Here is a 26,205-nt window from a genome sequence, read left to right as displayed (position 1 = left end):
CATTCTAAAGCACGAGCTCGGCGCCGAGGCCGGGTTGGTAAAAGGCGGCCCGTTGCGCAGTAATCGACGTAAGGTGCGGGCTGGTCGCTTCCGCCAGCGCTTCGATGTACCCGGGAACGATCGCTTTCGGGATGCGCAACCCCATCGTCAGGTGCGGGATCCACCTCGGACCGCGCCCGTCGGGGTTCATCGCGCTCACCCGGCGAGCCGCGACCTCCAGCTCGTCAGAGGCCTCAAGCAGCCAGGCCACCGTTTGCTTGCTCTTGGTGCCGAACACCACGGTGCCCACCCGCTCCATCCGCGCGGGCAGCAACGGCGGCAGTACCACCGCGGCTTCCCCCACCACCCGCCGGTCCATCGTCGGAGCGAATGTCACGCTCACGTGCGGGCGCTGACTCTGCTCCGGGAAACCGCGGCGCGCCAACTCGGTGTAGATTGCGCGCACTTGGCTCTCCTGCTCGCGCGGCAACCGCAGCAGGATGTTCTCGGGCGACACGCTCACACCTCCCAGCGAACGTCGGCCGGTTCCTTGTCCTCGCGCCAGCCGCGCCACGACGCCTGCCTCAGGCTGCCGCCACCGGTTTTGCCAGCCACCTGCACCTCGGCCACGAACTTCGGCGTGACCCACCACGCGTCCTTCGCGTCCGAATCCGGCACTTCAATTGGCGGGGTTTTGCGCTCAGCTGCGCGCAACTTTTTCTCGATGTCTCTCAACTGCGCGGCGCTGAAACCGGTGCCCACCCGCCCGGCATAGGTCAACTCACCGTCGGCGTTGGGCACCGCCACGAGCAGCGACGATACTGCGCGCTTGCCGGTCCTCACGCCCACGACAACCACCTCCTGATGCAGCTGTGTCTTCAGCTTCAGCCAGGCTCTCGAGCGCTCGCCCGGGGTGTACACCGAGTCCGCCCGCTTCGCCATCACCCCCTCCAGGCCGAGCGTGCGGCTCGCCTGCTCCGCCGTTTCGAAGGAACCGGTAAACCTCGGCGGGATCGCCACATGCTCTGTCTCCTCCAATGCCTCCAAAGCTTCTCGACGCCCCGTGTACGCCTCCCCCACCATCGAGCGCCCTCCGACCTCCAGCACGTCGAACGCCATGTAGCGCAGCTCCGCGTCGGACCCTTCCCGGTCCGCTGCGTGCAGCAGCGAGAAGTTGGGGCGCCCCTGCTCATCAAGGGCGACAAGCTCGCCGTCCAACACGCCGTCGCCGCCAAGCACCTCGGCGATTTCATTGGCGTGGGGGAACAGGTGGGTGTAGTCCTTGCCCGCCCTGCTGCGCAGCGTGACCTTGCCCCCGTCCACGAACGCGAGGATGCGGTAGCCGTCCCATTTCATCTCGAACTCGTAGCGCACCCCGTCCTTCTCGCCCAGTGTCAAATCCCCCGCGCTACCCATTGTCGCGAGCATGGGCGTCAGCGACTTTGGCTGCGAACTAGGCTGCTTTGCCATCAGCTTCATCAGCCAGTTCTTCCCGTTGGTGTGGATGAGCGCGTAGCGGCGGGGCCCGCCACTGCCGCGGAACACGGCGACGACCTCCTTCCCCTCGCGCCACTTCTCAATCTCCACGGTGCCCGAATCCCAGATGCTCATCTCGCCGGCGCCGTACTCTCCCTTGGCAATCGTGCCTTCGAAGGTGGCGTACTCGACCGGGTGATCTTCGGTCTGCACCGCCAACCGGTTCTCCTTCGGGTCCTCTGGCGGCCCCTTCGGCACAGCCCAGGACACCAGCACGCCCTCGTGCTCGATGCGCACGTCCCAGTGCAGGCGGCGCGCGTGGTGCTCCTGGATGACAAAGATCGGCTCCCCGTCGCGCGGCATCGGTGCCTCCTGCGGGACCGGCTCCGCGGTCTTGCGCGGGTCGCGCATGGAGCGGTAGGTGGCCAGCCTGTCGACCACCGGTGCGCCCAGTGGCGCCATTGGGTCAATGCCGTCGTCCACGCGCGCGAGGACTTCCTCGAGATCCAGGTGTTTCAGAGCAGGGTCCTCGATCTCCTCCCACGTCCTCGGCGCCGCCACCATGGGCCGCTCACGCCCGCGCAGGGAGTACGGTGCCACCGTCGTCTTCGACCCATTGTTCTGACTCCAGTCCAGAAACACCTTGCCCTCGCGCGAAGTTTTCTTCATCACCGACGTCACCCTGTCCGGGTAGTCCTCTTCCAATCCGCGGGCCAACGCCTTCGCCACCTTGGCCACGGTGTCGGAGTTGTAGGTGCCGTCCAGCGCGGCGTAGAGGTGGATGCCCTTCGACCCAGACGTCACCGGCACGCACTCCATGCCCATCCCGTCGAGGATCTCCCGGCACCACAGCGCCACCTGCGCCGTCTGCGCCATGGTCACACCCGGCCCGGGGTCCAGATCCAGCACCATCCTGTCGGGGTTGGCGTGCGAGCCGTCCGGCGCGAAGCGCCACTGCGGGGTGTGTAGCTCCAGGGCGGCGACTTGGGCGAACCAGGCGAGCGTGGAGGGGGCGTCGACAAGCGGGTACCTATTCACCGATGTCGAGTGCTCGATCTCACCGACGGTGACCCACTCCGGCGCCGACTCCTCGAGGTCCTTGCGGAAGAAGCTCTCCCCCTCGACCCCGTCCGGCCAGCGCTTGCGTGTCACCGGGCGCCGCGTGACCTGGGGGATCATCACCTCAGCGACGGAGAGGTAGTAGTGCATCACGTCCGCCTTCGTCGTGCCGGTGGACGGGTAGAGCACCTTGTCCAGGCTCGTGACGTTGAGGCTGCGGCCGTCTACCTGGAACTTCACGCGCCCTCCTTGCGCTCGTGATAATGGATAAGCTTCATCCTATGCGCGCGATTTGGACAGGCTCCATCACATTCGGTCTAGTCAACGTCCCCGTCAAGGCCTACGGGGCGACCGAGGACCACGACATCTCCTTCCACCAGGTCCACGACAAAGACGGTGGGCGGATCCGCTACCAGCGCCGTTGTGAGGTCTGCGGCGAGGAAGTCGAGTACAAGCACATCGACAAGGCCTACGAGGAGGACGGCGACACCGTCGTGCTGGACAAGGAGGATTTCAACGCGCTTCCGGAGGCCGAGAACAACGAGATCGAGGTGGTCCAGTTCGTGCCGAACGACCAGATCGACCCGATCCTGCTGGAAAAGTCCTACTACCTCGAGCCGGAGGGCAAGACCCCGAAGTCGTACCTGCTGCTGCGCGAGACCCTGAAGAAGACCGACCGCACCGCCGTTGTCCAATTCGCGCTTCGCCAGAAGACGCGCCTCGGGGTGCTGCGCGTCAGCGGCAAGGTGCTCATCCTCCAGGGCATGATCTGGCCCGACGAGCTTCGTGCCGTCGACTTCGCCGGCACTAAATCTCGCGCCAAGATCTCCGACAAGGAGCTCGACCTTTCAGCCCAGCTCGTCGAGTCTTACGCCTCCGACTTCACCCCGCAGGAGTTCGAGGACGACTACCAAATCGAGCTGCGCAAGCTCATCGACGCCAAACTTGCCCAGGGCGACACCCTCGACACCGAAACGACCTTTGGGGAGAAACCGTCCGGCGAGGAAGAAGACGCCGATGTGGTCGACCTCATGGAGGCACTCAAGGCGTCGCTGGACCGCAAGCGGGGCGGCAAAAAGAAGGGCGCGTAGGAGCGCCGACCGATACTATCCTTGAGTATGACGCACACCACTTCGTCCGCGCCCCGCAATCGGATGGCCGAACTGTGGGACCAGGTCGCCGACTCCCCCATCAAGCGCGGGGCGTTTTCCGCCTTCTACTGGTTCAAGGCGCCATATTTCCGCACAGTGATGCCCCGGATTCAAGAGCTGGTACCCGGGAGCCACTGCACATTGCGTATTGCCAAGTGGTGGGGCGTAAACAACCATATCGGCACCTACCACGTCATCGCCGCCCTTAACGGCGCGGAAGCCGCGATGGGCCTGCTGTGCGAATCGACAATGCCGGAAACCCACCGCTGGATCCCGCGCGGCATGCGGGCCGAGTACCCGGCGAAGTCCACCGGCGGTCTCACGGTCACCGCGTCGGCGCAGTTCCCCGACTTCACCGCCGTCACGCGCGAAACCGGCGGTCAGCTCGTCACGGTGACCTGCCAGCTTGTCGACGACTCGGGCAACGTTCCCGTCACCGCCGACATCGATGTCTGGGTCAGCGCGAAGAGGTAAATCTACGTCGCCGAGGGAGTAGCCGAATAACCCGCGCCCTCCCGGAGCTCAAACACGGGTAGGCCGTGCCTTGAGTGGCACCCCATCTAACTGGACGTTTAGCGAAGAGATGAAAGTCGGTCCGAAAGTATATTTACGGGCTTATGTGTGTGGACTTATCGTTCTTCTTGCCCCAGAAGGCCCTCGGACTGGCTCATTGTGCCCCAGCCCAACCAGACCGAACCACTTCGCTTCGCCTACTTTTATTTGGAGTGTAATTTATGTACCTGTTTATGGTCGGCGCAGGCGCCTCGGCTGCAGTCGCCATGAGATCGTTTCGGCGACGCGAGCGTCGGCACAACGAAACCCTTGACAACCTCGATGTGAACATCCACGTCAACGGCATCCGCGGCAAATCCACCGTGACCCGCATGATCGGCGGGATGCTGCGGGCAAGTGGCATGAACGCCGTCGCGAAGACCACCGGCACATACGCCTGCGTTATTGATGGCGAGGGCTACGAGCACCCGATCAAGAGGGTCGGCCCGCCCAACATCAACGAGAGTTCATGATTACCGCCGAAGAAGGCGGGGCCGCGGACTCCCCGTCCGAGCCGCTGGTCTTGGTGCCCCTGGACTAGATCGCGCAGGTTTCGCAGGCATCGGGGCCGATGACCCCGGCGCGCTGGAGGCGTCGATAAGCCCAGCAGCCCGCGCAGAAGCCGAGGAAGGCTTCCGCGGACGCCGCGACGACCAGCAAGGCCAAGGTGATCTGCAGGACTGTGAACTCCCCGAAGAGCGCGAAGACTAGGGCCGTCAAGGAAAAAGCGAGGCCGATGCACTGGGCGAACTGCTTCGGCGCTCCCGAGACAATGTGGGTGGTGCCGAAGACCGCGTCTGCAAGGTAGCGCACCGAGAGCTGGCCGAACAGCGAGTACTTCGGGCCCGCATAGACGCGCAGGGCGAACCCTGCTGCCAGCAGCGCGCTGAGCGCGACGGTGACGGGGCCCGGCGCGAGGAACGAGGCGGCAATCGTGACAAGGGCGAGGGCCACGACGAGCATCGCGGTCGTGCGGGCGGCGTACTCGTTGAGGCGTTCTGGGAACTGTCCAAACAACATGCCGCAAGAATTGACCAGTTGGTTCTCTTTTGTAAACCGCTCGGTCTAGTCGTGGATACCTATCGAACGTTCATACGTTTTTGCACGGCTTACTAGGAGCGGGAAAGGGTTCGCCGGACAAAATTGAAAAGTGTCTACTTTCGTGCATTGTTCGCAGCCTAACCTGCCCCTAACCTTGCATATGGCTCTGCGCCACCCGCAGAATATCCCACCCTTGGAACGCGCACGCTCGCGCGATCGGCATCTCGATCACACGATCGAAAAATCCGAGACACATGTCACCTTCTCATAACCCGGAGTTCACTTCATGCTGACCTTTTTGGCCGCCACTGGCGTCTCTACCGCCCTCGCCATGGAGGGTTTTCGCCGTCGCGAAAGCCGCCACACCGCAACCCTAGACACGCTTGACGTCAACGTCCACGTCAACGGGATCCGCGGTAAGTCCACCGTGACCCGCATGATCGGTGGCATGCTGCGCGCACAAGGATTTACCACCATCGCCAAAACCACCGGAACCTACGCCTGCGTCATCGACCACGAGGGCACCGAGCACCCGATCAAGCGTGTCGGCCCGCCCAACATCAACGAGCAGTACGCCCCTTTCATCGGTAAACCTCTCGGCGGTGCCCGACCCTGAGCACGAGTACCACCAGTTCGTCGTGGTGGATGTCGTACACGACTCGGTAGTCTCCGACGCGAATTCGGAACTCACCGCTACCTCCCTTCAGCTGGATGCTCCCAGGAGGACGGGGATCGCTTGCGAGCGATTCGATTGCATCCAGCAAGCGGCGTGCCGTCGACCTGTCGAGCTTCCGGATCGCCTTCGCTGCTGAAGGGACATAAGTGATCGTGTACGACATCTAGCAGGTTCAAAGACCGAGCTCGCGCACGAGTTCTTCGTGCGAGACGCGCCCCTTCTCGTTGCGCGCTTCAGTAGCGGCGCAGATATCAGCCTGATCCTCCAGTGCGCGTACCGCACGGTCGTAAAATTCCGGCGACACGACAACCGCGCGGCGGCCCGCGCCACGCGACGTGATTTCAACGGGTTCGCGCTGAGCTGCGGCAATGTAATCGCTCTGCTGGCGACGGAACTGGGACAAAGTCACGGAAGTCACGACACCATCGTACAACTTGTACAAGTTGTACTCAATTGGCGTGCAAGGCCGCAACCAGACGTTAGACGTTGAACTTGAATTCCACCACCCCTCTCGTGCACCTGATTAATCCAGCCCCGCCTTCAGAGGGCAAACGAGACGCGGCTGTGCCATGATTTCAGTATGAGTGAAGAGCTAAGGGACGCGGCCTGCGCGACCTTCGATGTTGTAATCCACAAGCCTCTAGTGGAAGGCGGGCAAAAGGAGGTGTACGTGGTGCGAGACAAGGCGGGCACTACGAGCGTCCTTAAGTTGATCGATCTTGGGACCGCACACGATCCCGCAGCACTCGAACGGGCGCGCCGCGAAGTGGCTCTATTACAAGGCATAAGTCACCCGAATGTGGTATCGGTGCGCTCAGATCTAACGACTCTAGGGAAACCACCAGTGGCCGTGTTCTGGCTCGAGGATTTTCTCGATGGAGCCGACCTCAGGTACACTGGGAGGATATCAAATGCCGATGATCTGAAAACGCTCGGTCGGGACGTTGCAGCAGGATTGGGCGCGCTTCACAGGGCAAAGGTCATCCATCGGGATCTCAGCCCCGGAAATGTGCAGCAACTCGCTTCCGGAAGATACGTTGTGCTCGACCCAGGTTTCGCGAAGCACACGCTCCGCAGCGGACTAACCGTTGGACAGCAGCCGGGCACCCCTGGGTTCATGACCCCTGAGCACCTCCAGGCGTATTCAGGGGCCCCCACCGCTGCCTCCGATGTATTTGGATGCTGCGCCTTGGTCTACTTCGCAGCAACCGGACACCCCCCAGTCCCCTACCGTGGTGATGACCATGAATACCGGCAAAGACTACGCGCAGCCGACCACACCCCTCTCGGCACAGTTCGACCCGATCTTCCGGAGAGCTTGATAGCAGTTGTCGAGCGCGGTCTGCATCAGCAGCCGGCTCGTCGCTATCGCAACGGAAATGCTCTCTGCCAGGCATTCGAGGCGGCATGATGGGTATCTTTATTAGCGACACCGCTCGAAACAATCTGGCCAGTTGGACCATCAATGGTCTGGACGGGGGATACGCAGCCGGCGCTTACCTTTCGCCTTTCACATCGCCGGTAGCGAGTAATAGGTTCAAGAAATCTGCAGCAGACATTGCAGAACAGATTCGGAACGCCGGTGGTGAATTTTGGTTCGACCCGATGAGTTACGTACTGGGAATGCCCCACGCCGGGGACTTCCGCCACTACGACACTTGGAATCTGTGGAGCGGGACGCGCGGCGATGTATCTTCCCAGGAGTCCCGGCGCGACCACATCGACCGTGTCTACAAAGTTCAGGAGAGTCTTGGATCGCCGAAACTAGCGCCCTCCGTGCTCGTTTCTTACCCCGATAACCAGCTGAGCCAGCAAGCGCTCGAGCTCAGCCAGGAGGCAATGGAATCCGACCAGAGCGCATGGCTCACGATCGCTGGTGATCAGCATTTCTGGTCTGAGGGAGCAGTGCTCGATGCGCATGTGGGAGCTCTCGATCAACTAGAGCCCGCAGGTTGGCTGCTCGTGGTCGGGCGCAGCGATTCCTCCATGCCTCCCGCAGCGACAGCTAACGAAATATTCGGACTCATGCGTACAACCTACGCACTTAGTCAAGACAGACCCGTGCGAGTTGCCTTTGGCGACCTTGCCGCACTGCCCGCAGTAGCGGCTGGCGCCGAAGGCATCTGCACTGGCTGGGACCTCAGGCAGCGAATTTGCGCCTATAAGGACTTCGAGGAGAGGGGCGGGGACCAGTCTGGCGGAGGTTGGTACAACCGCCCAACCCTTCGCGGCTTAATGGGTGGCCTCACGAAACGAGAATACGAGACTTTATTGTCTGAGAATGCCGACCTAGCAGCTCGTCTTACCCCGGGAGCAATTAGTCCTAAAATCGAGCCGGCGTTCAAACACCACGCAGAAACACTGGGTGCAGTAATATCCGAACTACTTGAACTCTGTGGCCGGACGCGCGTCGAGGCCCTACGAGATCGCTATATTCTCGCCTACCCGGAATGGGACAAGGTTGAGCGTATTACAAACACCTCGCTAGGCCCCGAACGCTGGATCAAACCGTTTCTCGAGGGGTTGAACAAGTTCAGATCATCCGAGGGATGGTGCTGATATCGCGATGGCAGCGAACAGATGCTCGAATCCCCACATTCGCGAAGCTGGGCTGGACCTCCTTCGCTTAGGGCGAACCAACCATCCTCTTGCATTAAAGAGACCGGCTCCATCGTGAGCCACACTTACATTAGCGCGTTGCTCGGCGACTGGACCGACTTGCCCAAGCAAGAGCACGTAATTATCAGCCCAAGATCGGTAAGCACGTCCTTGGAAGATTCCACGTTTCCAATCCTTTACTTTGGCTTCCAATGCGAACAACGTACCGATGGGGGTCATTCCCTGCGTCAACTTATATGCTCGGCCTGGCGTAACATTCAGCGCACCGGAACGCTCTAGCCTTCGCAATACGGGAGTGAGTGCGCTGTCGGTCCACCCGAGACGGCGAGCTAGTGATTCAGGCGACAGCGCCCGATTTTCGTACAGCGCAGCTAGAACGGCACAGTCTGCTTGAGCTAACTGAGGAGCGACACCGGAAGCCCTCCGCCGGGCCAACCACTCCACCCCTCCCGCCAAAGCCACGAAGTCGGGTTGCCCCAGTGGTCCTGGCATCTCTGGAATCAGAATTACTCCTCGCCCAGCCCCGGGCAGGGTAGCCGCAGCTGGTTCACTCAGCGCATGAAGATTGACTTCCTCTCGGGGCTCAAACCGGCGCCCACCTCGCGATGAAAGGGGATGGACGACCTTGACTTCACCCACAGTGTCCCCTTTTACGAACAAACGAATCTATCCACGCTCAGCCCTTAGAAGGCAATTCGCATATTACACTTCGGGATCCCGCATCGTAGATTCGAGGCCCCCTTCAAGGAGGTTCTTCCAGCCTCACAGCGAAGTCGAGTATAAAGCTACCTGCTTCGGAGCGTAACCTCCCCTGTGCAGAACTTGCCTATCACAGTCTAGTCGCTAACGCACTCACTGATTCAGGATCCCGGAACCGTATTCACCTCGCAATCAAAAAAGTTCGGAAAAAATTCTAGCCCCGGTCCTGCGCCCCCGTAAAGACAGCAATGTGAACTGGGTAGCTCTTGGCGAAGTCGGACGAACTGGTTTAGACGTACCATTGCGGGCTCGTGCGTAGAGGAGGCTTCGGGTATCCGTATCATCTATGAGCTGATGCGCGAAGGACAGCACAGCCAGCACCTCTTCCGGATTGGCCGGGATCAGGACACGCGACATAAAGTCAAAGAGCTTCTCATTCGGAGCCTCGTCATAGATAAGGTTGCGTGCGTGAAAATTCCGCTCACCTTCTACCCCCGGACGTTGCATTGAAACGAAACTCGACGCAGTTGCGCTTACTGAACTGACGCGAGGAGACGCCATGCACGCTCGCATGGCGCGAGTGGTAGTTCGGCACCTTGTCGCCCTTGTGCTTCCAGAACTGCTCGTGGGCGTTCCAGATCGGCAGCCAGACCATCGCCTCGTGGACACTCATCTCGTCAATGGCGCCCGGCACGTCCGCGCCCTTCTTCCGATTCGTGATGAGGCGTCGGGCGGCCTGGTCGGGATAGAAGCGGTAGATGAGCGCGTCGGTGAACATCGCCTGGGCCGAGCGGAAGTGTCCAGAACGCATCGCGCCGAGCCCGTCGAGTACTAACTTCAGCTCGTCGCCGACTACGTGGCGATTCGCCTGCTCAAGAACGGCAGCACAGTCGTCGGTGATCGACTCGTAACAGTCGCCCATCGGGGCGGACGCACTCGCCAACCGCGCCTGGGCCACGTCAGCGAGGTGACCTACTTCTTTTACACTCGCAAGCCCGTCCTCATTGCCGGAACTACGCACGGGCCCGTTCAGTGGGTGCGGTGGCTAATCTGCCTCGTGGAACGCCTCCCCCTCGATCTCAACTTCCAGGCTGGGTGCGGCACGCACAAAAGCGGGAAGATCTTCAACAAAGAACTGGTCGATGTGATTGATATGCTCAGCAAGCAATGGGTCAGTCTGCATCTGCGGAAGAAGATCGCAGTAGTAGACACCATCGAGGGGGTTAAGTTTGACCGTGTACCCCTTGAAGTGCCCCCTCAGGAACGTTTGACTCGTACCGTAATTTGGCTCTTTCCCCTTCCTCTGCACATCATTGAGGAAGATAGCAAAGTGCGGTGTAGCTACACCGGTTAGACGATTATAGAGAAACTTGTCGATAAACACCTTGTCGATACGGTCCTTACTCGAGGTCTTCACTGAGCCTATGGCTTTAAGATCCCCTTCGACTTCGAGCATCAAGTCGTGCTGATAGTTCATCTTGAACTGTTCGACGCCCTGGTCGTCTGCAACTGGGATCCGCAGGACCCCTGAACGGCATTCAACACCGCAGTGATTTATAGCGAATCCAATAAAGCGTTCAAACAAGTCGCCATTGAGTTTCCGTGCGGCATTAGACTTGCCCGCTGGCAATGAGTCAAGAGCAGCGCCGATCGATTGCTGGGTGGTATAGATCACTCGATTCAACGCTGCTCGGTGCTCTGCACTGAAAGCTGCCGCGTCGTCATCCAAGACGCGGTCAAGGGCCTCCAAGAATAGCCGGGAAGCTGCGTCAAACTCATCAGCGGAGTAGAAGAGCTCGGTGTTGATGGGGCGTGTCAGCTGGAAACTGGCGTCCTCGCCGAATTGAAAAAAGCGATACTTCGGCGTATTGCGCGACACCAGTTCGGCCTGCAAATTGCCTCCCGCTCGATACTCGAGAAAAGCGCCTCCGAAATCGATAAAGTCTTCCACTGACAGGAATTTACTCTTATCTACCGCCCAATCACGCAGCTGTTCAACTTTCATCGAATGCCTCCACGGCGCTGCATGTTTGTACGATCGTACTCAAACCACTCCATCGGCGTTCTCTGAGGCATTACCTGCAACCGTTTGGCAGCCCACTGGTTGTATTGGGGATCGAGATCACAAGCCAGGAACTTTCGCCCAAGCTGAGCGGCAGTCACAGCGGTCGTCCCGGATCCAGAGAAGGGATCAAGAACGACTTCGCCCGGATGAGAGCTGGCAAAGACGAACTTTCGAACAAGTTCCTCTGGTTTCTGCGTCGGGTGGGGAGTCTTTTCGTGCATGCCGTTACAGGTCGTTGGGACCTCGATGACGTCCTTGGGCTTCGCCCCCATCGGATGCGGCGTCCAATCGTCGCGCTTGCCTTGCCCCTTGCCATATGCAGAGGACTCAGCCTGGGGATGCCCCGGATACTTCAAAGTGTGAGCGCCGTAGGGAATCCGCACATAGTCAATTTCGGCAAGCTTCTGCCGCTTGGACTTACGCAAATGCAGAATTGATTCGTGGGACCGACCCCAGTCACTCCCGAGGTTGGCTTTGTTCTTGTAGTACCACACCAGCCAGCGCGAGGCTGCGAAGTACTTCGACGCCGGGTGCTTCAGATCGGCGAGGATCTCCGAGAATCCGCAGATGTAGAGACTGCCGGTTTTCTTGAGGACACGACTTGCTTCAGTGATCCATTCAAGGCTCCAGGCGATGTAGACCTCTTGGGAGGCGAAGTTATCCCAGTCCGCCTTCTTGATGTTGTAAGGAGGGTCAGCGAAGATTAGGTCCACTGAGTCAGCTTCGAGCGATTTGAGCCACGCGATCGAGTCGCCCTGATAGATGATTCCTTCAGGAGCCACGACTTGGGGCTGATACTCCCCCGCACCTAGGGCTCGAAAGTCGGCGCGCACGGAGAGATCCTCTACTGCGCGGTTGGCGGCTTCAGCGAAACTGAAGAGAGATCCCTCTCTCGAATCGACCATTTCAGCTCCATTCTCTTCGTCCTGCTCAAGTTGAGTCACTTCTTGTTACCCGAGCCAGACATAATTCCTCTACGGAACTCCACCACGTCGCCAATCAAATCGGATCTCACGGTGACCAGCCCGCTTGACACAGCCGGACTATCGCGAAGATTCAGCCCCAAGCTCTGAATATGTGCCGGAATCCGATCCGTCTTGAGTTCGGCATCGTCATTGCAAGCACCTCGATGGGCCAGGCAAAGATTATCTACGCCGTCTAGCCAGTCCGGTGTCAGGCCCCAATCGACTACACCAATCTTGAATGGCACTCGATGGGCCAATTGGATCGGAGCGCACCCATCGGCATCACCTTCCCCACAGATTGAGCAACATTCTCCATCGCGGATGGCTACCTCTCTGCGAGACTTCTGCGGATATCGAACGGCGACCCTTCTCCGGTATGTTTGCCATTCTTCGACTGACAGCCACGCTCGACCTTCGTACCCTTCAGTCAAAACAAGTGAGGCTTTCTGACTCACCTCTTCCCCCCAGACGTTGCATTGAAACGAAACTCCACAACGTCCCCGTCCGCCATGACGTAGTCCTTCCCCTCCATACGTACTTTGCCCTTGGCGCGGGCCTCCGCCATAGAACCGAGCGAGTCCAGGTCGTCGAAGGCGACGATTTCGGCCTTGATGAACCCCTTCTCGAAGTCGGAGTGGATCACGCCTGCCGCCTTCGGCGCGGTGTCGCCCTTACGGATGGTCCAGGCACGCGACTCCTTCGGGCCCGCCGTCAGGTAGGTCTGCAGGCCGAGCGTCTCAAAACCGGCCTTCGCTAGGGTCTGTAGCCCCGGCTCGTCTTGGCCCACGGCGGCGAGGAGCTCGGCGGCGTCTGCGTCGTCAAGCTCGAGCAGCTCGGTCTCCGTCTGGGCGTCGAGGAACACCGCCTCGGCCGGCGCGACGAGCTCGCGCAGCTCTGCCTGGCGCGCCTCGTCCGTAAGCACGGCCTCATCGGAGTTGAACACGTAGAGGAAGGGCTTCGCGGTCATCAGGTGCAGGTCGCGCACGAGCGCCAGATCAATCTCGCCGGACTTCGCGGCCGCGAATAGCGTGCGGTCGTCCTCGAGCACAGACTGGGCTTTTTTCGCCTCCGCCGCGGACGCCGCAATGTCTTTGTCCTTGCGGCCCTCCTTCTCCAAACGCGGCAGCGCCTTTTCGATTGTCTGCAAGTCCGCGAGGATGAGCTCGGTGTTGATCACGGAGATGTCGTTGGCCGGGTCGACGCGGCCATCGACGTGGATGACGTTGTCGTCGGAAAACGCGCGCACAACTTGGCAGATCGCGTCGGCCTCGCGGATGTTGGCCAAAAACGCGTTGCCCATGCCTTCACCCTCGGACGCGCCCTTGACAATGCCGGCAATGTCCACGAACGACACGGTCGCCGGCAGGATGCGCTCGGAGGAGAAGATCTCCGCCAAGCGCGTCAGCCGCTCGTCCGGCAGCTCGACCAGGCCGACGTTGGGCTCTATCGTGGCGAACGGGTAGTTCGCCGCGAGGACGTCGTTACGCGTTAGGGCATTGAACAGGGTGGACTTGCCCACGTTAGGCAGTCCGACGATTCCAAGAGTAAGGCTCACGGGGTCTCATCCTATCCCACGGGAGGAAAGCGTCCGGGAAGTCGTCGCTAAGCAGCGCTCAATGGGGCAAGATGGAGCGGGTGAGCAACCCCGCAGAGCCCGACGCCACGCCCGCCACCGAGCGGCAGGGCGAATCCGCCTCAGACCACCCGAACATCAGCAAACCGGAGGATGACCTGGTTGACCGCGGTGTCGTGGTCAACAGCTGGCTGAAATCCGCGGCGATGTTTGCTCTGCGCGTCCTAGTCATCTGCATCTTCCTCTACGCTCTCAGCCGGCTCGTCGGCGCGTTCTGGGAGGGAATCCTTCCCGTCGTGCTCGCCATCATCGTGTGCACCGTCCTCGCTCCCGTCGCTACCGCTCTGCGGCGCAGCCACGTCCCCGCAGCCCTCGCCGCGCTCCTAGCTCTGCTCGTCTTTTTCGGCCTGATCGGGTTCCTGATTTCGATCATCGCCCCGGACGTCGCCGCCCACTCCCGCGTGCTCTACCTGCAGGCCCTTGAAGGGGTCCAGCGGCTTCAGCTGTGGCTCCAGGGGCCGCCGGTGAACATGAACCCGGACGACCTCAACGAGGCGGTCAACGGGATCGCCCAATGGCTGCAAAACCGCGCGGGTGCGATCGCCGGAGGGGTCTTCGCCGGCATTGGCACCGCGGCCGGGCTCATCGTCACCTTCGGCGTCGTGCTCGTGCTCACGTTCTTCTTCCTCAAAGACGGCCACCGCTTCCTCCCGTGGCTGCGCGGCGCGACCGGCGGACGGACAGGCCTGCACGCCACAGAGCTGCTCACCCGCGGGTGGAACACCCTGTCCGGATTTATCCGCGCCCAGGCGATCGTCTCACTCGTGGACTCCTTCTTCATCGGTGTCGGTATCTGGCTCGTCGGCGTCCCGATGGCTTTCACCCTTGCCGTGATCACGTTCATCGCCGGATTCATCCCCATCATCGGCGCCGTCGTGGCCGGCGCCCTCGCGGTGCTGATCGCGCTGGTGTCCCTCGGGTTTACCCAGGCGCTCATTGTTCTCGCGATCGTCATTGCCGTCCAGCAGCTCGAGGGCAACATCCTCTCCCCTATGCTGCAGTCGAAGGCGATGGACCTGCACCCGGTCATCGTCCTTGTCTCGGTCACTGTGGGCGGCGGGTTGTTCGGCCTGGTCGGCGCGTTCCTCGCGGTCCCCGCGGCCGCGATGGTCGCCGTGATGTTCCGCTACATGATGGACATGATCAAACTCCATTCCGGCGAACGCACTGCAGACCAGATTGACTTCTCCACCGAGGAGGGCCGGGCGATCGCGGAGCTCGAGGAACGCGAGTCTGTCTACGAGCGCAAAGAATGGCGCGGTGAAAGGGACTGGGCAGCCGCGCCTGTGACGGCCGACGATGTCCAGGCGGCCACGCACGCCTCGGGCAGCAGCAGCTGGCGGGCGTTGCGCCAGAGCGGCCAGCTATGGAAGTTTGCCCGCTCCAGCAGGCTGGGAAACCCGTTCACCCGGCGCGGGCACGAAGACGAGCGCCCTACATCAGCAGGAGAGGGATGACGGCCCCGCGCGGCGCCGTGTGGCACAGTGTCGCACATGCAGGCTGCTACCGTACTGATCATTTTTGTCCTCGGGGTGCTCCTCGGCGCCGCTATTGCCTACGCGCTGCTGCGTCGGCCGCCAGCTCCACCAAATTCCCAGCCTGCGCTCGACATCCAACCCGTCTCCCTCGCCCTCGAACGTCTCGCGGTCCAACTCGACGAAATGGACGAGGACCGCACGGTCGCTCTCTCCGCGCTGGCGAGCCACGTTCAGGCCATCACCCGCACCTCCACTCGCCTCACCGACCGGACTGACCAGCTCATCTCCGCACTGCGCTCACCGCAGACTCGCGGCCGCTGGGGTGAAATCCAGCTACAGCGCGTCGTCGAGCTCGGTGGCATGGTTGAGCACTGCGACTTCGACGTTCAGGCAACCACGCTTATCGACGGCACCCGCGTCCGCCCCGACATGGTCATCCGCCTGTCCGCCGGGCGCAACATCGTGGTCGACGCGAAGGTCCCGTTCGCCTCCTACCTCGACGCCCTGAACACCGACGACCCGGAAGAGAAGCAGGCGTATCTGCGCCGGCACGCGCACCTGCTGCGCTCCCACGTGGACACTTTGTCGTCGAAGTCCTACATCGGTGCTTTTCAGCCGACACCTGAGTTCGTGGTCATGTTCGTCCCCGCCGACCCGTTCCTCGATGCGGGCCTCAGCCTCGACCCCGAGCTGCTCGAATACGCCTTCGCCCGTGACGTCGTTATCGCCACGCCTACCACTCTTTTCGCCCTGCTGCGCACCGTCGCGCTGGGGTGGCGCCAAGAGGCCGCCACGGCGCAGGCGAAGGAGATCCAGCACCTCGGTGCAGAGCTGTACCAGCGCCTGGGAGTCATGGGTGCGCACTACAACAAGGTGGGCCAGTCGCTGGAGCGCGCCGTCGACGCGTTCAACGCAACGCTCGCATCCATGGATTCCCGCGTTATGGTGACCGCCCGCAAGTTTGAGGAGCTCGGCGTGGTCAGCTCGCGGCGAGCGCGAAACGTGGAGCTGGAAAACATTTCCGCCGCACCGAGGCATGCCGCCGAGCCGGAATGATAAGACCCGCCCGGTAGAGTTAGGCAGCGTGTCACACGCGTCGCCTAGGAATCCCCGCGCCTCCCGCGCCACATTCGAGGGCCTGCCCACCGGGTCGGCCATCGGCATCATGTGCGCCGCCCTGTTCACCGGCTCCCTGTTGTCGGTCTACGCCGGGCAGATCTCTTGGCCTTTCCTCGCGCTGTTCGCGATCGCCGCCATCATGTCCGCCACGCTTGTCAACCCGCGCGGGTTGTTCGTCACGGTGGCGCTGACCCCGATCCTGTTCGTCGCGGCGGTGGCCGCCACGGGCTGGTTCATCGCGACAGGCGCGTCATCCGGCGCGACGGGAATCTCGCGCACCGACGTCTTGGTCATCTTCTACCCGTTGCTCCAGCTCTTCCCTGTCCTTGCAGCCGCGACGATCGGATCCGTCGTGATCGCGGTGGCGCGGGTGCAGCTGCTGAAGCGCCACAACGAGGCCCTCGCCCGCAAGGAACGGGCGGAGCGCCGACGCGCCGCGCGGAGCAACCACCGCACGTCGACGGAAGGCAAACGGGCGAGGGAGCGCACTGTCACCGTGAGCGAACTGCGCGAGATCATGGAGCGGCGGGAAGGAGCCGGGGCGCGTTCCGCGAGCCGTCGTCAAGCACCGCGCTCGACGCGAACTCGCCGCTCCCTCACCGAGGACCTGTACGGCGGAGAGCGCTAGACGCGGGACGGGCGCAGGTCGCGGGGCAGCGAGAACGTGATCGTCTCGGTCGTCGTGGTGACCTGTTCAACGTCGTTGTAACCGCGGTCGTCGAGGAACTCCACGACCTCCCGGACCAGGATCTCAGGTACGGACGCGCCCGAGGTGACGCCGACGGTCTGGACACCCTCGAGCCACGCCTCGTCGATCTCGCGGGCGTAATCCACTAGATAGGACGCCTTCGCACCGGCGTCGAGAGCAACCTCGACGAGCCGCTTCGAGTTGGACGAGTTCTGCGAGCCCACGACGATCATCAGGTCGCACTTCGGAGCGATGGCCTTGACCGCCACCTGGCGGTTCTGGGTGGCGTAGCAGATGTCGTCGCTCGGGGGATTTTCCAGGTGGGGGAAGCGCTCGTGCAGCTTGTTGACGATCTCCATGGTCTCGTCAACGGAAAGCGTCGTCTGAGAGAGCCAGACCAGCTTCTCCTCCGGCCCAAAGTCCGGCAGCGCGGCTACGCCCTCGAGTCCATCGACCAAATGGGTCACCTCAGGTGCCTCGCCGGCGGTGCCCTCCACTTCCTCGTGCCCCTCGTGGCCGACGAGCAGGATCTGATAGCCGTCGCGGGCGAAGCGCTTGGCCTCGTTGTGGACCTTGGTCACCAGCGGGCAGGTGGCATCCAGCGTGAACAGGTTGCGCTGGACTGCGGACTCGCGGACTGCGGGGGAAATCCCGTGGGCCGAGAACACGAGGTGCGCGCCCGCCGGAACCTCGTCGGCTTCGTCGACGAAGATGACGCCGCGCTCCTCCAGGGTCTCCACGACGTACTTGTTGTGAACGATCTGCTTGCGCACGTACACGGGGGCACCGTACTTCTCGAGGGCCTTCTCCACGGTCTCGACCGCGCGGTCGACACCGGCGCAGTATCCGCGCGGGGCGGCGAGGAGGACGTTTTTTCCCTGTTCAATCATGGAACCTAGGGTATCTAACTCGAGTCTAAAAGGATAGACGGCGCTAAACTCAGGTGGAATCGAGAGAGGGAGCACATGTGACGGAGCAGAACGCCCCAAAAAGCTCGCCCGAGAACCCGTGGCCGGTAGCCAAGCTTAACGGCACGGTGAAGAAGTGGATCGAACGTCTCGGCTGGCTGTGGGTCGAGGGGCAGCTCACCCAGATCAACGTCAAGCCGACGTGGAAAATGTCCTACCTGACGCTGCGCGACACTCAGGAGCAGATGTCCGTCCAACTCACGGCGGACACTGCCCTGCTGCGGTCCCTGCCGACGCCCCTCAAAGACGGTGACCGCGTCGTCGTTCTGGGCAAGCCCACTTTCTACGCAGGCCGCGGTTCTTTCTCCATGTACGTCACCGATGTCCGCCACGTCGGCGAGGGCGAGCTCCTGGCACGCATCGAGCAGCTACGGAAGCAGCTCGCCGGGGAGGGGCTTTTCGACGCCTCCCGGAAGCGGCCGCTGCCCTACCTCCCCAGCACAGTCGGGCTGATCACGGGTAAGGGCTCCGCCGCCGAACGCGACGTGTTGTCGGTGGCGCAGTCGCGCTGGCCTGCGGTGCAGTTCCGCGTGATCAACACCGCCGTCCAGGGCGCCAACGCGGTGCCCGAGGTTATCGCGGCGCTGCAGCAACTCGATGCCGATCGCGAGGTGGACGTCATTATCATCGCCCGCGGCGGCGGATCTGTGGAGGACCTGCTTCCGTTCTCCGAGGAGGCGCTGCAGCGCGTGGTGGTAGCGGCGCGCACACCCGTCGTGTCAGCGATCGGCCACGAACCAGACAATCCGGTCCTAGACAACATCGCCGACATGCGCGCGGCCACGCCCACGGATGCGGCGAAGCGCGTCGTGCCGGACGCCGCCCAGGAGCACGCGTTCGTCGCAGAGGCGCGCTCCAGAATGAACGCCGCCCTGCGTGGCTGGGTGGAGCGCGAACGCGCGGGTATCGCCTCGCTCCGCACCCGCCCGGTTCTGGCAGACCCCATGACCTCCCTGACTCAGCGGCGCGAGGAGGTCAGCCGCGCGTTGGCCATGATCCGCCGGGACGTGTCCTATCTCTTGCGCCAGGAATCCAACCGGGTCGTGTCGCTACGCTCGCAGGTCTCGGCCCTAGGCCCCTCAGCCACGCTAGAGCGGGGCTACGCCGTCGTGCAGGTGCTGCCCCGCGACGGCTCCGGCCCGGAAGTGGTCACCAGCATCGGGCAGTCCCCGCCCGGGTCGCAGTTGCGCATCCGCGTCGCGGACGGCTCGGTCACCGCAGCGTCCATGTCCACTACGCCCGCAGATTAACGCCCGAAGATTTAGGAGACACATGAGCGAGAACACCTTCGGCTCCGGCCAGGCCGGCGAAAACGCTTTCCCCGACCCAGCAACCCTTTCCTACGAGCAAGCGCGAGACGAGCTCGTCGAAACCGTCAAGATCCTCGAGCTCGGCCAGATGAGCCTCGATGAATCACTCAAGTACTGGGAGCGCGGCGAGGCGCTAGCCAAGCGCTGCGAGGTGCTTCTCAGCGGCGCCTCCAAGCGCGTGGAAGAAGCGATCGGCGGCGCCGACTCTTAGGAGGCTGCCAGCGGCGGGGTGGATACCGCGACGCCGATGAGCTGTTTAAATTCCTCAGGAGTCGCGGCGCCTGTGAACAGCAGGCGCGCGTCACCCGTGTCGACGGCCCAGACATCGCGCACGTCGGATTCCTTAGAGCTGTAGACCTGCACCTCCGTGCCACCGACTTCTTCGGTATTGGAGAGCTGGCGGGGATTGGCGTCGATGCCCCGGACGGCGTCGTCAAGCGGCGCGCCCGTCTGCGTCATCTGCACGAATCCGCCTCCGGGGGTAACCCACCCGATAACGGGTGCGGGCTCGCCCCCGAGCATCGCACGGCGCGCGGAGTTGGTCGTCCACTCATTCGCCATTTCCGGGTAGCGCACCGGGAAATCCACGGCGCGGGACTCGAGTTCCACGAATGAACGCGCATCCACCTCCTGCACGGGGCCCTGCTCGGGAGCGCCCGGATTGAAGGTGCACAGTCCGGTGAACCCGACCACGACAAGCATCGCGACGATGATGACCGCAACATTGATCATCATGTCGCGGCCGTCCTGGAAAATACGGGGTTTGTCGTCGCCTGCCACGCGCTCAAGTATGGCACGGCCACCCGCTCACCCCCGAATTGGCAGCGCGGGACCAACCGGGTGCCCGGAAGTGTCACAATGGGGGGAAATCTTTCCCACATTCTGTAGCTCAGGAGGCTGCCTTCGATGACTGACCAGACCGCATCGGACTTTGTATACCCGGACCGTAACCTCGCGCTCGAGCTCGTGCGTGTGACTGAGGCGGCGGCGCTCGCGTCGGGTCGCTGGGTCGGCCGCGGCAAGAAGAACGAAGGTGACGGCGCGGCGGTGGACGCGATGCGCAAGATGATCAACTCCGTGACCATGGACGGCGTCATCGTGATCGGTGAGGGTGAGAAGGACGAGGCCCCGATGCTCTACAACGGCGAGCGCGTGGGCAACGGCGAGGGTGCCAAGGTCGACCTCGCGGTGGACCCGGTCGACGGCACCCGCCTGATGGCAGAGGGCCGGCCGAACGCGATCGCCGTCATCGCCGCGGCCGAGCGCGGCTCGATGTACAACCCGAAGGATGCGTTCTACATGAACAAGATCGCCGTGGGCCCGGAGGCCGCCGGCACAATCGACATCACCGCGTCGGTGGCGGACAACGTGCGTGCCGTGGCCGCGGCCAAGGGTGTCAAGCCGTCCGAGGTTACGGTGGTCGTACTCGATCGCCCCCGCCACGAGAAGCTCGTGGCCGAGATCCGCGCGGCCGGTGCGAAGGTCCGCTTCATCATGGACGGCGACGTCGCCGGCGCCATCTCGGCGGCGCAGGACACCAACTCCATCGACATCATGATGGGCGTCGGCGGAACCCCCGAGGGCGTCATCGCGGCCTGCGCGCTGAAGTGCCTGGGAGGAGAGATCCAGGGTCAGCTCGCTCCGCAGAACGACGACGAGCGCGAGCGAGTCCTCGCCGCCGGCCACGACCTGGACCGCGTTCTCGGAATTGATGACCTCGTGTCCACCGACAACTGCTACTTCGCCGCCACGGGTGTGACCAACGGCGACATGCTGCGCGGCGTGTCCTACCGCAAGAATGGCGCGACGACCCGCTCGCTCGTGATGCGCGGCAAGTCCGGCACGGTGCGCTACGTGGAGTCCATCCACCAGCTGTCCAAGCTGCAGGAGTTCTCCGTTGTCGACTACTCTGACCCGACGGAATAGTTAATAACCCCATCGAAAAAGGAGACATTCATGGCTGATCAGGAATACCGCATCGAGCACGACACCATGGGCGAGGTCAAGGTGCCGGTTGAGGCCCTGTGGCGCGCGCAGACCCAGCGCGCCGTGGAGAACTTCCCCATCTCGGGCCGCGGCCTCGAGGCGCAGCAGATCCGCGCCCTCGGCCTGCTCAAGGCAGCCTGCGCCCAGGTGAACAAGGACATGGGCAACCTGGACGCCGACAAGGCCGACGCGATCATCGCCGCCGCGAAGGAGATTGCGGATGGCCAGCACGACGACCAGTTCCCGATCGACGTCTTCCAGACCGGTTCGGGCACCTCGTCGAACATGAACACCAACGAGGTCATCGCATCGGTCGCCAAGGCCAACGGCGTCGAGGTGCACCCGAACGACGACGTGAACATGGGGCAGTCCTCCAACGACACCTTCCCCACCGCGACCCACGTCGCCGCCACCGAGGCTGCGGTCGAGGACCTCATTCCGGGCCTCAAGGTGCTCCACGCCTCTCTGGACGCAAAGGCCAAGGAGTGGCACACCGTGGTCAAGTCCGGCCGCACTCACCTGATGGATGCCACCCCGGTCACCCTCGGCCAGGAGTTCTCCGGTTACGCCCGCCAGATCGAGCTGGGCATCCAGCGCGTCGAGGCCACGCTCGAGCGACTGGGTGAGCTCGCCATCGGCGGCACCGCCGTGGGCACCGGTATCAACACCCCGGCGGACTTCGGCGCCAAGGTAACGGAAGAGCTCAAGGCTCTCACCGGCGTGCAGCAGCTGTCCGAGGCGAAGAACCACTTCGAGGCGCAGGCCAACCGCGACGCTCTCGTCGAGTTCTCCGGTGCGATGCGCTCCGTTGCGGTGTCCCTGTACAAGATCGCCAACGACATCCGCCTCATGGGCTCTGGCCCGCTCGCCGGCTTCGGTGAGATCCACCTCCCGGACCTGCAGCCGGGCTCCTCCATCATGCCGGGCAAGGTCAACCCAGTGCTCTGCGAGACCGCTACCCAGGTTTCCGCCCAGGTCATCGGCAACGACGCTGCCGTGGCGTTCGCGGGCACCCAGGGCCAGTTCGAGCTCAACGTGTTCATCCCGGTGATGGCACGCAACGTGCTCGAGTCCTCCCGCCTGCTGGCCAACACCGCACGGCAGTTCGCCACCAAGCTTGTCGACGGCATCGAGCCCAACGTCGAGCGGATGCAAACGCTGGCCGAGTCCTCGCCCTCGATCGTCACGCCGCTGAACTCCGCGATCGGTTACGAGAACGCCGCCAAGGTGGCCAAGACCGCGCTCAAGGAAGGAAAGACCATCCGCGAGACAGTGATTGACCTCGGTTTCGTCGACGGCGAGAAGCTCACCGAGGAGGAGCTGGATCGCCGCCTGGACGTGCTGTCGATGGCGAACACCGACCGCAACTAGCGGGCGAATAGACAAACCTTGCACGGGGTGTAATATTGCACCCCGTGACAAATTCACCTGGATTACGCGAGCGCAAGCGCCTGACAACGCTGCGCCGAATTTACGGCGAGGCAATGAACCTCGTCGAAAAGCGCGGCTTTGACGCCGTGACAGTGGAAGACATATGCGCCGCGGCGGACATCTCGCGGCGCACCTTCTTTAACTACGTCGACTCCAAGGACGAGGCCATCCTGGGTGCATTCCCCTTTGAACTCGATGAGGGAGCCCTGGAGACGATCGAGTTGACCCCCTCGGGCAACTTGGTCGAGCTCATCTTCTCCCAGCTCACCGAGAAAGAGGGATCGCAAGACCACGAATGCCTCGAGCGGCGCCGCGCCCTCATGTCCGGCAACCCTGCGCTGGCTCACGCCGCCCACAAGAGGCGCGTGGAGACTCTTACGGCGCTGGCACGGGCCGTCGAAAAGCATCTTGCGAGATTCCCCGAAGACCGCAAACTGCCTGACGTCCCCGCCGAGGTGGAGGTCCACTCGGTTGTAGAAATGTGCCGCACAGCGCTCTCCCTGTACCTCGCCAGCCCCCACTTCCCCACCGGGGACAAAACCCCCATCGAATGCGTGCGCGCCGCAGCGCACATCCACACCGATTTTTGCAAGGAGCTGGCATGGTAGAAACTAGAACCCGAAAAGAGCCGCACATCGGACTGATCTTCGGCGCGCTCATGCTCACGATGCTGATGAGCTCGCTCGGCCAGATGATCTTCGGTACCGCCCTGCCCACCATCGTCGGTGAACTAGGCGGCGTGGACCACATGAGCTGGGTGATCTCCGTGTTCATGGTCACCATGACCATCGCGATGCCCGTGAACGGCAAGCTTGGCGACGGCCTGGGCCGCAAGTGGCTCTACATCGGCTCCATCGCACTGTTCGTCATCGGCTCCGCGATCGGCGGGTTCGCCCACACCATGGAACTGCTCATTCTCGGCCGTGCGATCCAGGGTCTGGGAGCCGGCGGCATGATGGTGAATTCACAGGCGATTATCGCCGAGGTCGTCCCCGCCCGCGAGAGAGGCAAGTACATGGGCGCGATCGGCGCGGTGTTCGGCGTCGCCTCCGTCCTGGGCCCCGTGCTCGGCGGGTTCTTCACCGACGGCCCCGGCTGGCGCTGGGGACTGTGGATGAACATCCCGCTCGGCCTGCTAGCGATGGGTGTCTCAGCTGCTGTGCTGCATCTGCGCCAGCGCGGGGACAAAGCCCTACGTTTCGATTGGCTGGGAACTGTGCTCATGGTGGTGGCCACCAGCAGCATCATCCTCACCACCACCTGGGGTGGAACGGACTATGCGTGGTCCTCGCCGACCATTATCGGGCTCATCGCCGCCGCCATCCTCTCCGCCGCTCTCTTTGTGGTGGTGGAACTGCGCGTGTCCGACCCGCTGATCCCGATGCAGCTTTTCACCAACCGCAACATGGTGCTCACCACCGCCGCGGGCGTGGTACTCGGCTTCGCCATGATGGGTGCTCTCGGCTACCTGCCCACCTACCTGCAGATGGTGCACGGGCTGACCCCGACCAAGGCCGGCCTGATGATGATCCCGATGGTGCTCGGCATGCTGGGCATGGGAGTGTCTGTGGGCTTCATCATCTCGCGCTGGGGCCGGTACAAGATTTACCCCATCGTGGGCATGGCCATCACCGCCGTGGCACTCGTGCTGTTCTCCCGGCTCGAAGCGTCCACGACACTGACCGTGCTGGGTTTCTACATGTTCATCTTCGGCTTCGGCCTCGGCATGGTCATGCAGGTCCTGGTGCTGATCGTGCAGAACTCTTTCCCCGTTGCCGTGGTGGGAACGGCTACTGCGACGAACAACTTCTTCCGCCAGCTGGGCTCGGCGCTCGGCGCCTCCCTCGTGGGTTCGCTGTTCATCCACAACATGAAGGGCAACCTCGAGGAGCGTTTACCCGCAGCACTGCAGCAGATGGGGCCGGACGGCGCGCAGTACGCCGAAGCGTTCGCCTCCGGCGGCGCGCGCAACAGCCTCACACCCTCGTTCGTGGCGGGGCTGCCTGACGCTTTGCGCGAGGCCGTGGTGACAAGCTACAACGACGGCCTGACGCCGGTGTTCCTGCTGATGGTGCCCCTCGCGATCGCAGCCATGGCGCTGTTGCTCCCGGTGAAAGAAGAGCCGCTGAAAGAGACTATTTCCTAGTGCCCTTGACGCCTTTTTCGCCGGGCTTCGGCAACAGGAGCTCGTAGACGTCCGTGTCGCGCCACTCGCCCTCGAGCTCCCCGTAGGCCATCTTCGCCATGTGGTGGAAAGTGCCCACCTTGGTGAAGCCGCGCGAGAGGTGCAGCTTTGCGGATCCCTCGTTTTCCGGGAAGATCCACGAGTGGATGGACCACTTGTCTAGGGCGATGCAGGTATCAATGAGCTTGTCCAGCAGCGCACCGGAGACTCCCTGGCCCCGCGCGTCGGGGTGAATGTAGATCGAATCTTCCACAACGCCGTGGAACACGCTGCGTGTCGTCGCCTTGGCGGCCGACACCCAGCCTAAAACCCGCTCGTCGTCGTCCGCATCCACGGCCACGAAGACGGTTTCCATAATTTTCTTCTGGCGGAACTCTTCCCAGTTCTGCCCCTTCGACTCGTAGGTCGCGTGCCCGGAGTTCAATCCTGCCTCGTAGATCTCGCGGACTTGCGGGTAGTCACTCGGGCGAATCGGGCGGAGACGGAAACCGCTTCGGGTCGTATCAGACATGGTGCCTAACTCTAGTTGGTGACGTTAACGTTCGCCTGGAACAGCCCATCCTCACCGCGCGCCCACTCGATGGTGCCGTTCTCGAACTCCTGAACCCACCCGGAGCCATCCTCAAGCGGGGTCTCGGCTGCGACCGGGAAACCGAGGCCCTGCTCGGGTTCGACGGTGGTGAGCCAGTTGTTCGCGATTTCGCCCCAGGTCGGCGCGCCGCCGGTGTTCTCGTTCCACGTGACGTAGTGGCCGCCGTCGTAGGCGGTGATCCAGCCTTCCTCGGTCTCTTCGACGCTGAGCGGCTCGCCCCATTCGGCCTGGGCGTAGGTGTCCATCGCCTCGGCGAGACCGGCCGGAACCATCGCCTGCGCACCGTCTGCGGTGTCGACGGCCACGGTGCCAGCCTCAGCCTCAGTTGCACCCTTAGATTCCGACGGGGTAGCAGTCTCCGTGGCCGTGTTGGTTTCCGTGGCGGTTTCGGCCACCGTCGTCTCAGCCGTCTCTGCCGCCTTGTCCTCCTGGGCGGAGCACGCGACGAGGCCGGTGGTCAACGCTGCGGCGGCGACGGTCGCAGTAATGGTTCGGGTGATATTCATGAATACTACCTTTCGGCTCGGGAATAC

29 protein-coding genes are annotated in these 26,205 nt (G+C 62.7%); 15 read left to right on the top strand and 14 right to left on the bottom strand.

What is annotated here, in order from left to right; all coding sequences use genetic code 11:
* Window positions 1–4 precede the first annotated feature (4 nt).
* On the bottom strand, window positions 5–496 hold the full coding sequence (locus G7Y29_RS03840; protein WP_311196716.1) for a 2'-5' RNA ligase: 492 nt from the start codon (window positions 494–496) through the stop codon (window positions 5–7).
* A gap of 2 nt (window positions 497–498) precedes the next feature.
* The gene (locus tag G7Y29_RS03835) at window positions 499–2,754 is read right to left on the bottom strand and encodes an ATP-dependent DNA ligase (protein WP_165002064.1); all 2,256 of its coding nucleotides are present in this window, start codon (window positions 2,752–2,754) and stop codon (window positions 499–501) included.
* A 41-nt stretch (window positions 2,755–2,795) separates the two neighbouring features.
* Between G7Y29_RS03835 and ku the strand changes: the two genes are divergently transcribed.
* The 3 genes from ku (at window position 2,796) to G7Y29_RS03820 (ending at window position 4,690) form a co-directional block, all read left to right on the top strand.
* On the top strand, window positions 2,796–3,605 hold the full coding sequence (gene ku / locus G7Y29_RS03830) for a non-homologous end joining protein Ku (RefSeq protein ID WP_165002063.1): 810 nt from the start codon (window positions 2,796–2,798) through the stop codon (window positions 3,603–3,605).
* A 27-nt stretch (window positions 3,606–3,632) separates the two neighbouring features.
* A complete protein-coding gene (locus tag G7Y29_RS03825; RefSeq protein ID WP_165002062.1) occupies window positions 3,633–4,139 on the top strand; it encodes a hotdog fold domain-containing protein in 507 nt (168 codons plus the stop codon).
* A 260-nt stretch (window positions 4,140–4,399) separates the two neighbouring features.
* Window positions 4,400–4,690: a hypothetical protein gene (locus tag G7Y29_RS03820; protein ID WP_186365986.1), complete on the top strand. Its 291-nt coding sequence runs from the start codon at window positions 4,400–4,402 to the stop codon at window positions 4,688–4,690.
* 64 nt (window positions 4,691–4,754) lie between these two features.
* Here G7Y29_RS03820 and G7Y29_RS03815 read toward each other — a convergent pair whose 3' ends face one another.
* Complete coding sequence (locus tag G7Y29_RS03815; protein ID WP_165002061.1) at window positions 4,755–5,237, bottom strand: DUF4395 domain-containing protein; 483 nt, start codon at window positions 5,235–5,237, stop codon at window positions 4,755–4,757.
* A 307-nt stretch (window positions 5,238–5,544) separates the two neighbouring features.
* Between G7Y29_RS03815 and G7Y29_RS03810 the strand changes: the two genes are divergently transcribed.
* Window positions 5,545–5,874, top strand: coding sequence for a hypothetical protein (locus G7Y29_RS03810; protein ID WP_249399799.1), 330 nt, complete (start codon window positions 5,545–5,547; stop codon window positions 5,872–5,874).
* On the opposite strand, the gene G7Y29_RS03805 is transcribed toward G7Y29_RS03810, so the two are convergent.
* Both G7Y29_RS03805 and G7Y29_RS03800 read right to left on the bottom strand, forming a co-directional pair.
* Window positions 5,840–6,097 carry a type II toxin-antitoxin system RelE family toxin gene (locus tag G7Y29_RS03805; RefSeq protein ID WP_165002060.1) on the bottom strand — a complete coding sequence of 86 codons (258 nt, stop codon included), beginning with the start codon at window positions 6,095–6,097 and terminating at the stop codon, window positions 5,840–5,842. The genes G7Y29_RS03810 and G7Y29_RS03805 overlap by 35 nt on opposite strands.
* A 9-nt stretch (window positions 6,098–6,106) precedes the next feature.
* Window positions 6,107–6,352: a type II toxin-antitoxin system prevent-host-death family antitoxin gene (locus G7Y29_RS03800; protein WP_165002059.1), complete on the bottom strand. Its 246-nt coding sequence runs from the start codon at window positions 6,350–6,352 to the stop codon at window positions 6,107–6,109.
* Window positions 6,353–6,514: 162 nt separating this feature from the next.
* Between G7Y29_RS03800 and G7Y29_RS03795 the strand changes: the two genes are divergently transcribed.
* Window positions 6,515–7,345, top strand: coding sequence for a serine/threonine-protein kinase (locus G7Y29_RS03795; RefSeq protein WP_165002058.1), 831 nt, complete (start codon window positions 6,515–6,517; stop codon window positions 7,343–7,345).
* On the top strand, window positions 7,342–8,493 hold the full coding sequence (locus G7Y29_RS03790; protein ID WP_165002057.1) for a hypothetical protein: 1,152 nt from the start codon (window positions 7,342–7,344) through the stop codon (window positions 8,491–8,493). The genes G7Y29_RS03795 and G7Y29_RS03790 overlap by 4 nt, the downstream gene beginning before the upstream one ends.
* Here G7Y29_RS03790 and G7Y29_RS11005 read toward each other — a convergent pair.
* The 5 genes from G7Y29_RS11005 to ychF form a co-directional block, all read right to left on the bottom strand.
* Complete coding sequence (locus tag G7Y29_RS11005; RefSeq protein WP_430393287.1) at window positions 8,473–9,045, bottom strand: MarR family transcriptional regulator; 573 nt, start codon at window positions 9,043–9,045, stop codon at window positions 8,473–8,475. The two genes, G7Y29_RS03790 and G7Y29_RS11005, sit on opposite strands and share 21 nt — an antisense overlap.
* 688 nt (window positions 9,046–9,733) lie before the next feature.
* Window positions 9,734–10,195 carry a hypothetical protein gene (locus G7Y29_RS03780; protein WP_196820175.1) on the bottom strand — a complete coding sequence of 154 codons (462 nt, stop codon included), beginning with the start codon at window positions 10,193–10,195 and terminating at the stop codon, window positions 9,734–9,736.
* Between the two features lie 102 nt (window positions 10,196–10,297).
* The gene (locus G7Y29_RS03775) at window positions 10,298–11,257 is read right to left on the bottom strand and encodes a hypothetical protein (RefSeq protein WP_196820174.1); all 960 of its coding nucleotides are present in this window, start codon (window positions 11,255–11,257) and stop codon (window positions 10,298–10,300) included.
* Window positions 11,254–12,261: a DNA-methyltransferase gene (locus G7Y29_RS03770; protein WP_196820173.1), complete on the bottom strand. Its 1,008-nt coding sequence runs from the start codon at window positions 12,259–12,261 to the stop codon at window positions 11,254–11,256. Before G7Y29_RS03770 ends, G7Y29_RS03775 begins: the two co-directional genes overlap by 4 nt.
* A 472-nt stretch (window positions 12,262–12,733) precedes the next feature.
* Window positions 12,734–13,837, bottom strand: a complete 1,104-nt coding sequence (ychF, locus tag G7Y29_RS03765) for a redox-regulated ATPase YchF (protein WP_165002055.1) — start codon at window positions 13,835–13,837, stop codon at window positions 12,734–12,736.
* 71 nt (window positions 13,838–13,908) lie between these two features.
* Between ychF and G7Y29_RS03760 the strand changes: the two genes are divergently transcribed.
* Genes G7Y29_RS03760 through G7Y29_RS03750 form a run of 3 tightly spaced genes read left to right on the top strand, consistent with a single transcriptional unit; the run spans window position 13,909 to window position 17,140 of the window.
* Window positions 13,909–15,372 carry an AI-2E family transporter gene (locus G7Y29_RS03760; protein ID WP_165002054.1) on the top strand — a complete coding sequence of 488 codons (1,464 nt, stop codon included), beginning with the start codon at window positions 13,909–13,911 and terminating at the stop codon, window positions 15,370–15,372.
* A 36-nt stretch (window positions 15,373–15,408) separates the two neighbouring features.
* Window positions 15,409–16,449, top strand: a complete 1,041-nt coding sequence (locus tag G7Y29_RS03755; RefSeq protein WP_165002053.1) for a DNA recombination protein RmuC — start codon at window positions 15,409–15,411, stop codon at window positions 16,447–16,449.
* 28 nt (window positions 16,450–16,477) lie between these two features.
* On the top strand, window positions 16,478–17,140 hold the full coding sequence (locus G7Y29_RS03750) for a DUF6542 domain-containing protein (protein WP_196820172.1): 663 nt from the start codon (window positions 16,478–16,480) through the stop codon (window positions 17,138–17,140).
* On the opposite strand, the gene G7Y29_RS03745 is transcribed toward G7Y29_RS03750, so the two are convergent.
* Window positions 17,137–18,090 carry a 4-hydroxy-3-methylbut-2-enyl diphosphate reductase gene (locus G7Y29_RS03745; protein WP_165002052.1) on the bottom strand — a complete coding sequence of 318 codons (954 nt, stop codon included), beginning with the start codon at window positions 18,088–18,090 and terminating at the stop codon, window positions 17,137–17,139. The genes G7Y29_RS03750 and G7Y29_RS03745 overlap by 4 nt on opposite strands.
* A 77-nt stretch (window positions 18,091–18,167) precedes the next feature.
* Here G7Y29_RS03745 and xseA point away from each other — a divergent pair, with 77 nt between their 5' ends.
* A complete protein-coding gene (gene xseA / locus G7Y29_RS03740) occupies window positions 18,168–19,418 on the top strand; it encodes an exodeoxyribonuclease VII large subunit (RefSeq protein ID WP_165002051.1) in 1,251 nt (416 codons plus the stop codon).
* A gap of 22 nt (window positions 19,419–19,440) precedes the next feature.
* Entirely contained in the window at window positions 19,441–19,689 is a 249-nt protein-coding gene (locus tag G7Y29_RS03735; protein WP_165002050.1) for an exodeoxyribonuclease VII small subunit, read from the top strand.
* Here the strand turns inward: G7Y29_RS03735 and G7Y29_RS03730 are convergent.
* Entirely contained in the window at window positions 19,686–20,258 is a 573-nt protein-coding gene (locus G7Y29_RS03730) for a DUF4245 domain-containing protein (RefSeq protein ID WP_165002049.1), read from the bottom strand. The genes G7Y29_RS03735 and G7Y29_RS03730 overlap by 4 nt on opposite strands.
* A gap of 126 nt (window positions 20,259–20,384) precedes the next feature.
* Here G7Y29_RS03730 and glpX point away from each other — a divergent pair, with 126 nt between their 5' ends.
* The 4 genes from glpX to G7Y29_RS03710 are packed head-to-tail and all read left to right on the top strand — an operon-like array spanning window position 20,385 to window position 25,041.
* Window positions 20,385–21,404: a class II fructose-bisphosphatase gene (glpX, locus tag G7Y29_RS03725; protein ID WP_165002048.1), complete on the top strand. Its 1,020-nt coding sequence runs from the start codon at window positions 20,385–20,387 to the stop codon at window positions 21,402–21,404.
* Between the two features lie 30 nt (window positions 21,405–21,434).
* On the top strand, window positions 21,435–22,835 hold the full coding sequence (locus G7Y29_RS03720; protein ID WP_165002047.1) for a class II fumarate hydratase: 1,401 nt from the start codon (window positions 21,435–21,437) through the stop codon (window positions 22,833–22,835).
* A 44-nt stretch (window positions 22,836–22,879) separates the two neighbouring features.
* Window positions 22,880–23,503: a TetR/AcrR family transcriptional regulator gene (locus tag G7Y29_RS03715; protein ID WP_249399798.1), complete on the top strand. Its 624-nt coding sequence runs from the start codon at window positions 22,880–22,882 to the stop codon at window positions 23,501–23,503.
* Window positions 23,497–25,041 carry an MDR family MFS transporter gene (locus tag G7Y29_RS03710; RefSeq protein ID WP_165002046.1) on the top strand — a complete coding sequence of 515 codons (1,545 nt, stop codon included), beginning with the start codon at window positions 23,497–23,499 and terminating at the stop codon, window positions 25,039–25,041. The genes G7Y29_RS03715 and G7Y29_RS03710 overlap by 7 nt, the downstream gene beginning before the upstream one ends.
* Here G7Y29_RS03710 and G7Y29_RS03705 read toward each other — a convergent pair.
* Both G7Y29_RS03705 and G7Y29_RS03700 read right to left on the bottom strand, forming a co-directional pair.
* Entirely contained in the window at window positions 25,031–25,591 is a 561-nt protein-coding gene (locus G7Y29_RS03705) for a GNAT family N-acetyltransferase (protein WP_165002045.1), read from the bottom strand. The two genes, G7Y29_RS03710 and G7Y29_RS03705, sit on opposite strands and share 11 nt — an antisense overlap.
* A gap of 11 nt (window positions 25,592–25,602) precedes the next feature.
* Window positions 25,603–26,178 (bottom strand): LGFP repeat-containing protein, encoded by a 576-nt coding sequence (locus G7Y29_RS03700; protein WP_165002044.1) that lies wholly within the window; start codon window positions 26,176–26,178, stop codon window positions 25,603–25,605.
* Between the last annotated feature and the right edge of the window lie 27 nt (window positions 26,179–26,205).

It is taken from the genome of Corynebacterium qintianiae (assembly GCF_011038645.2).
Lineage (GTDB): Bacteria > Actinomycetota > Actinomycetes > Mycobacteriales > Mycobacteriaceae > Corynebacterium > Corynebacterium qintianiae.
This window is presented reverse-complemented; position numbering and strand designations above follow the sequence as displayed.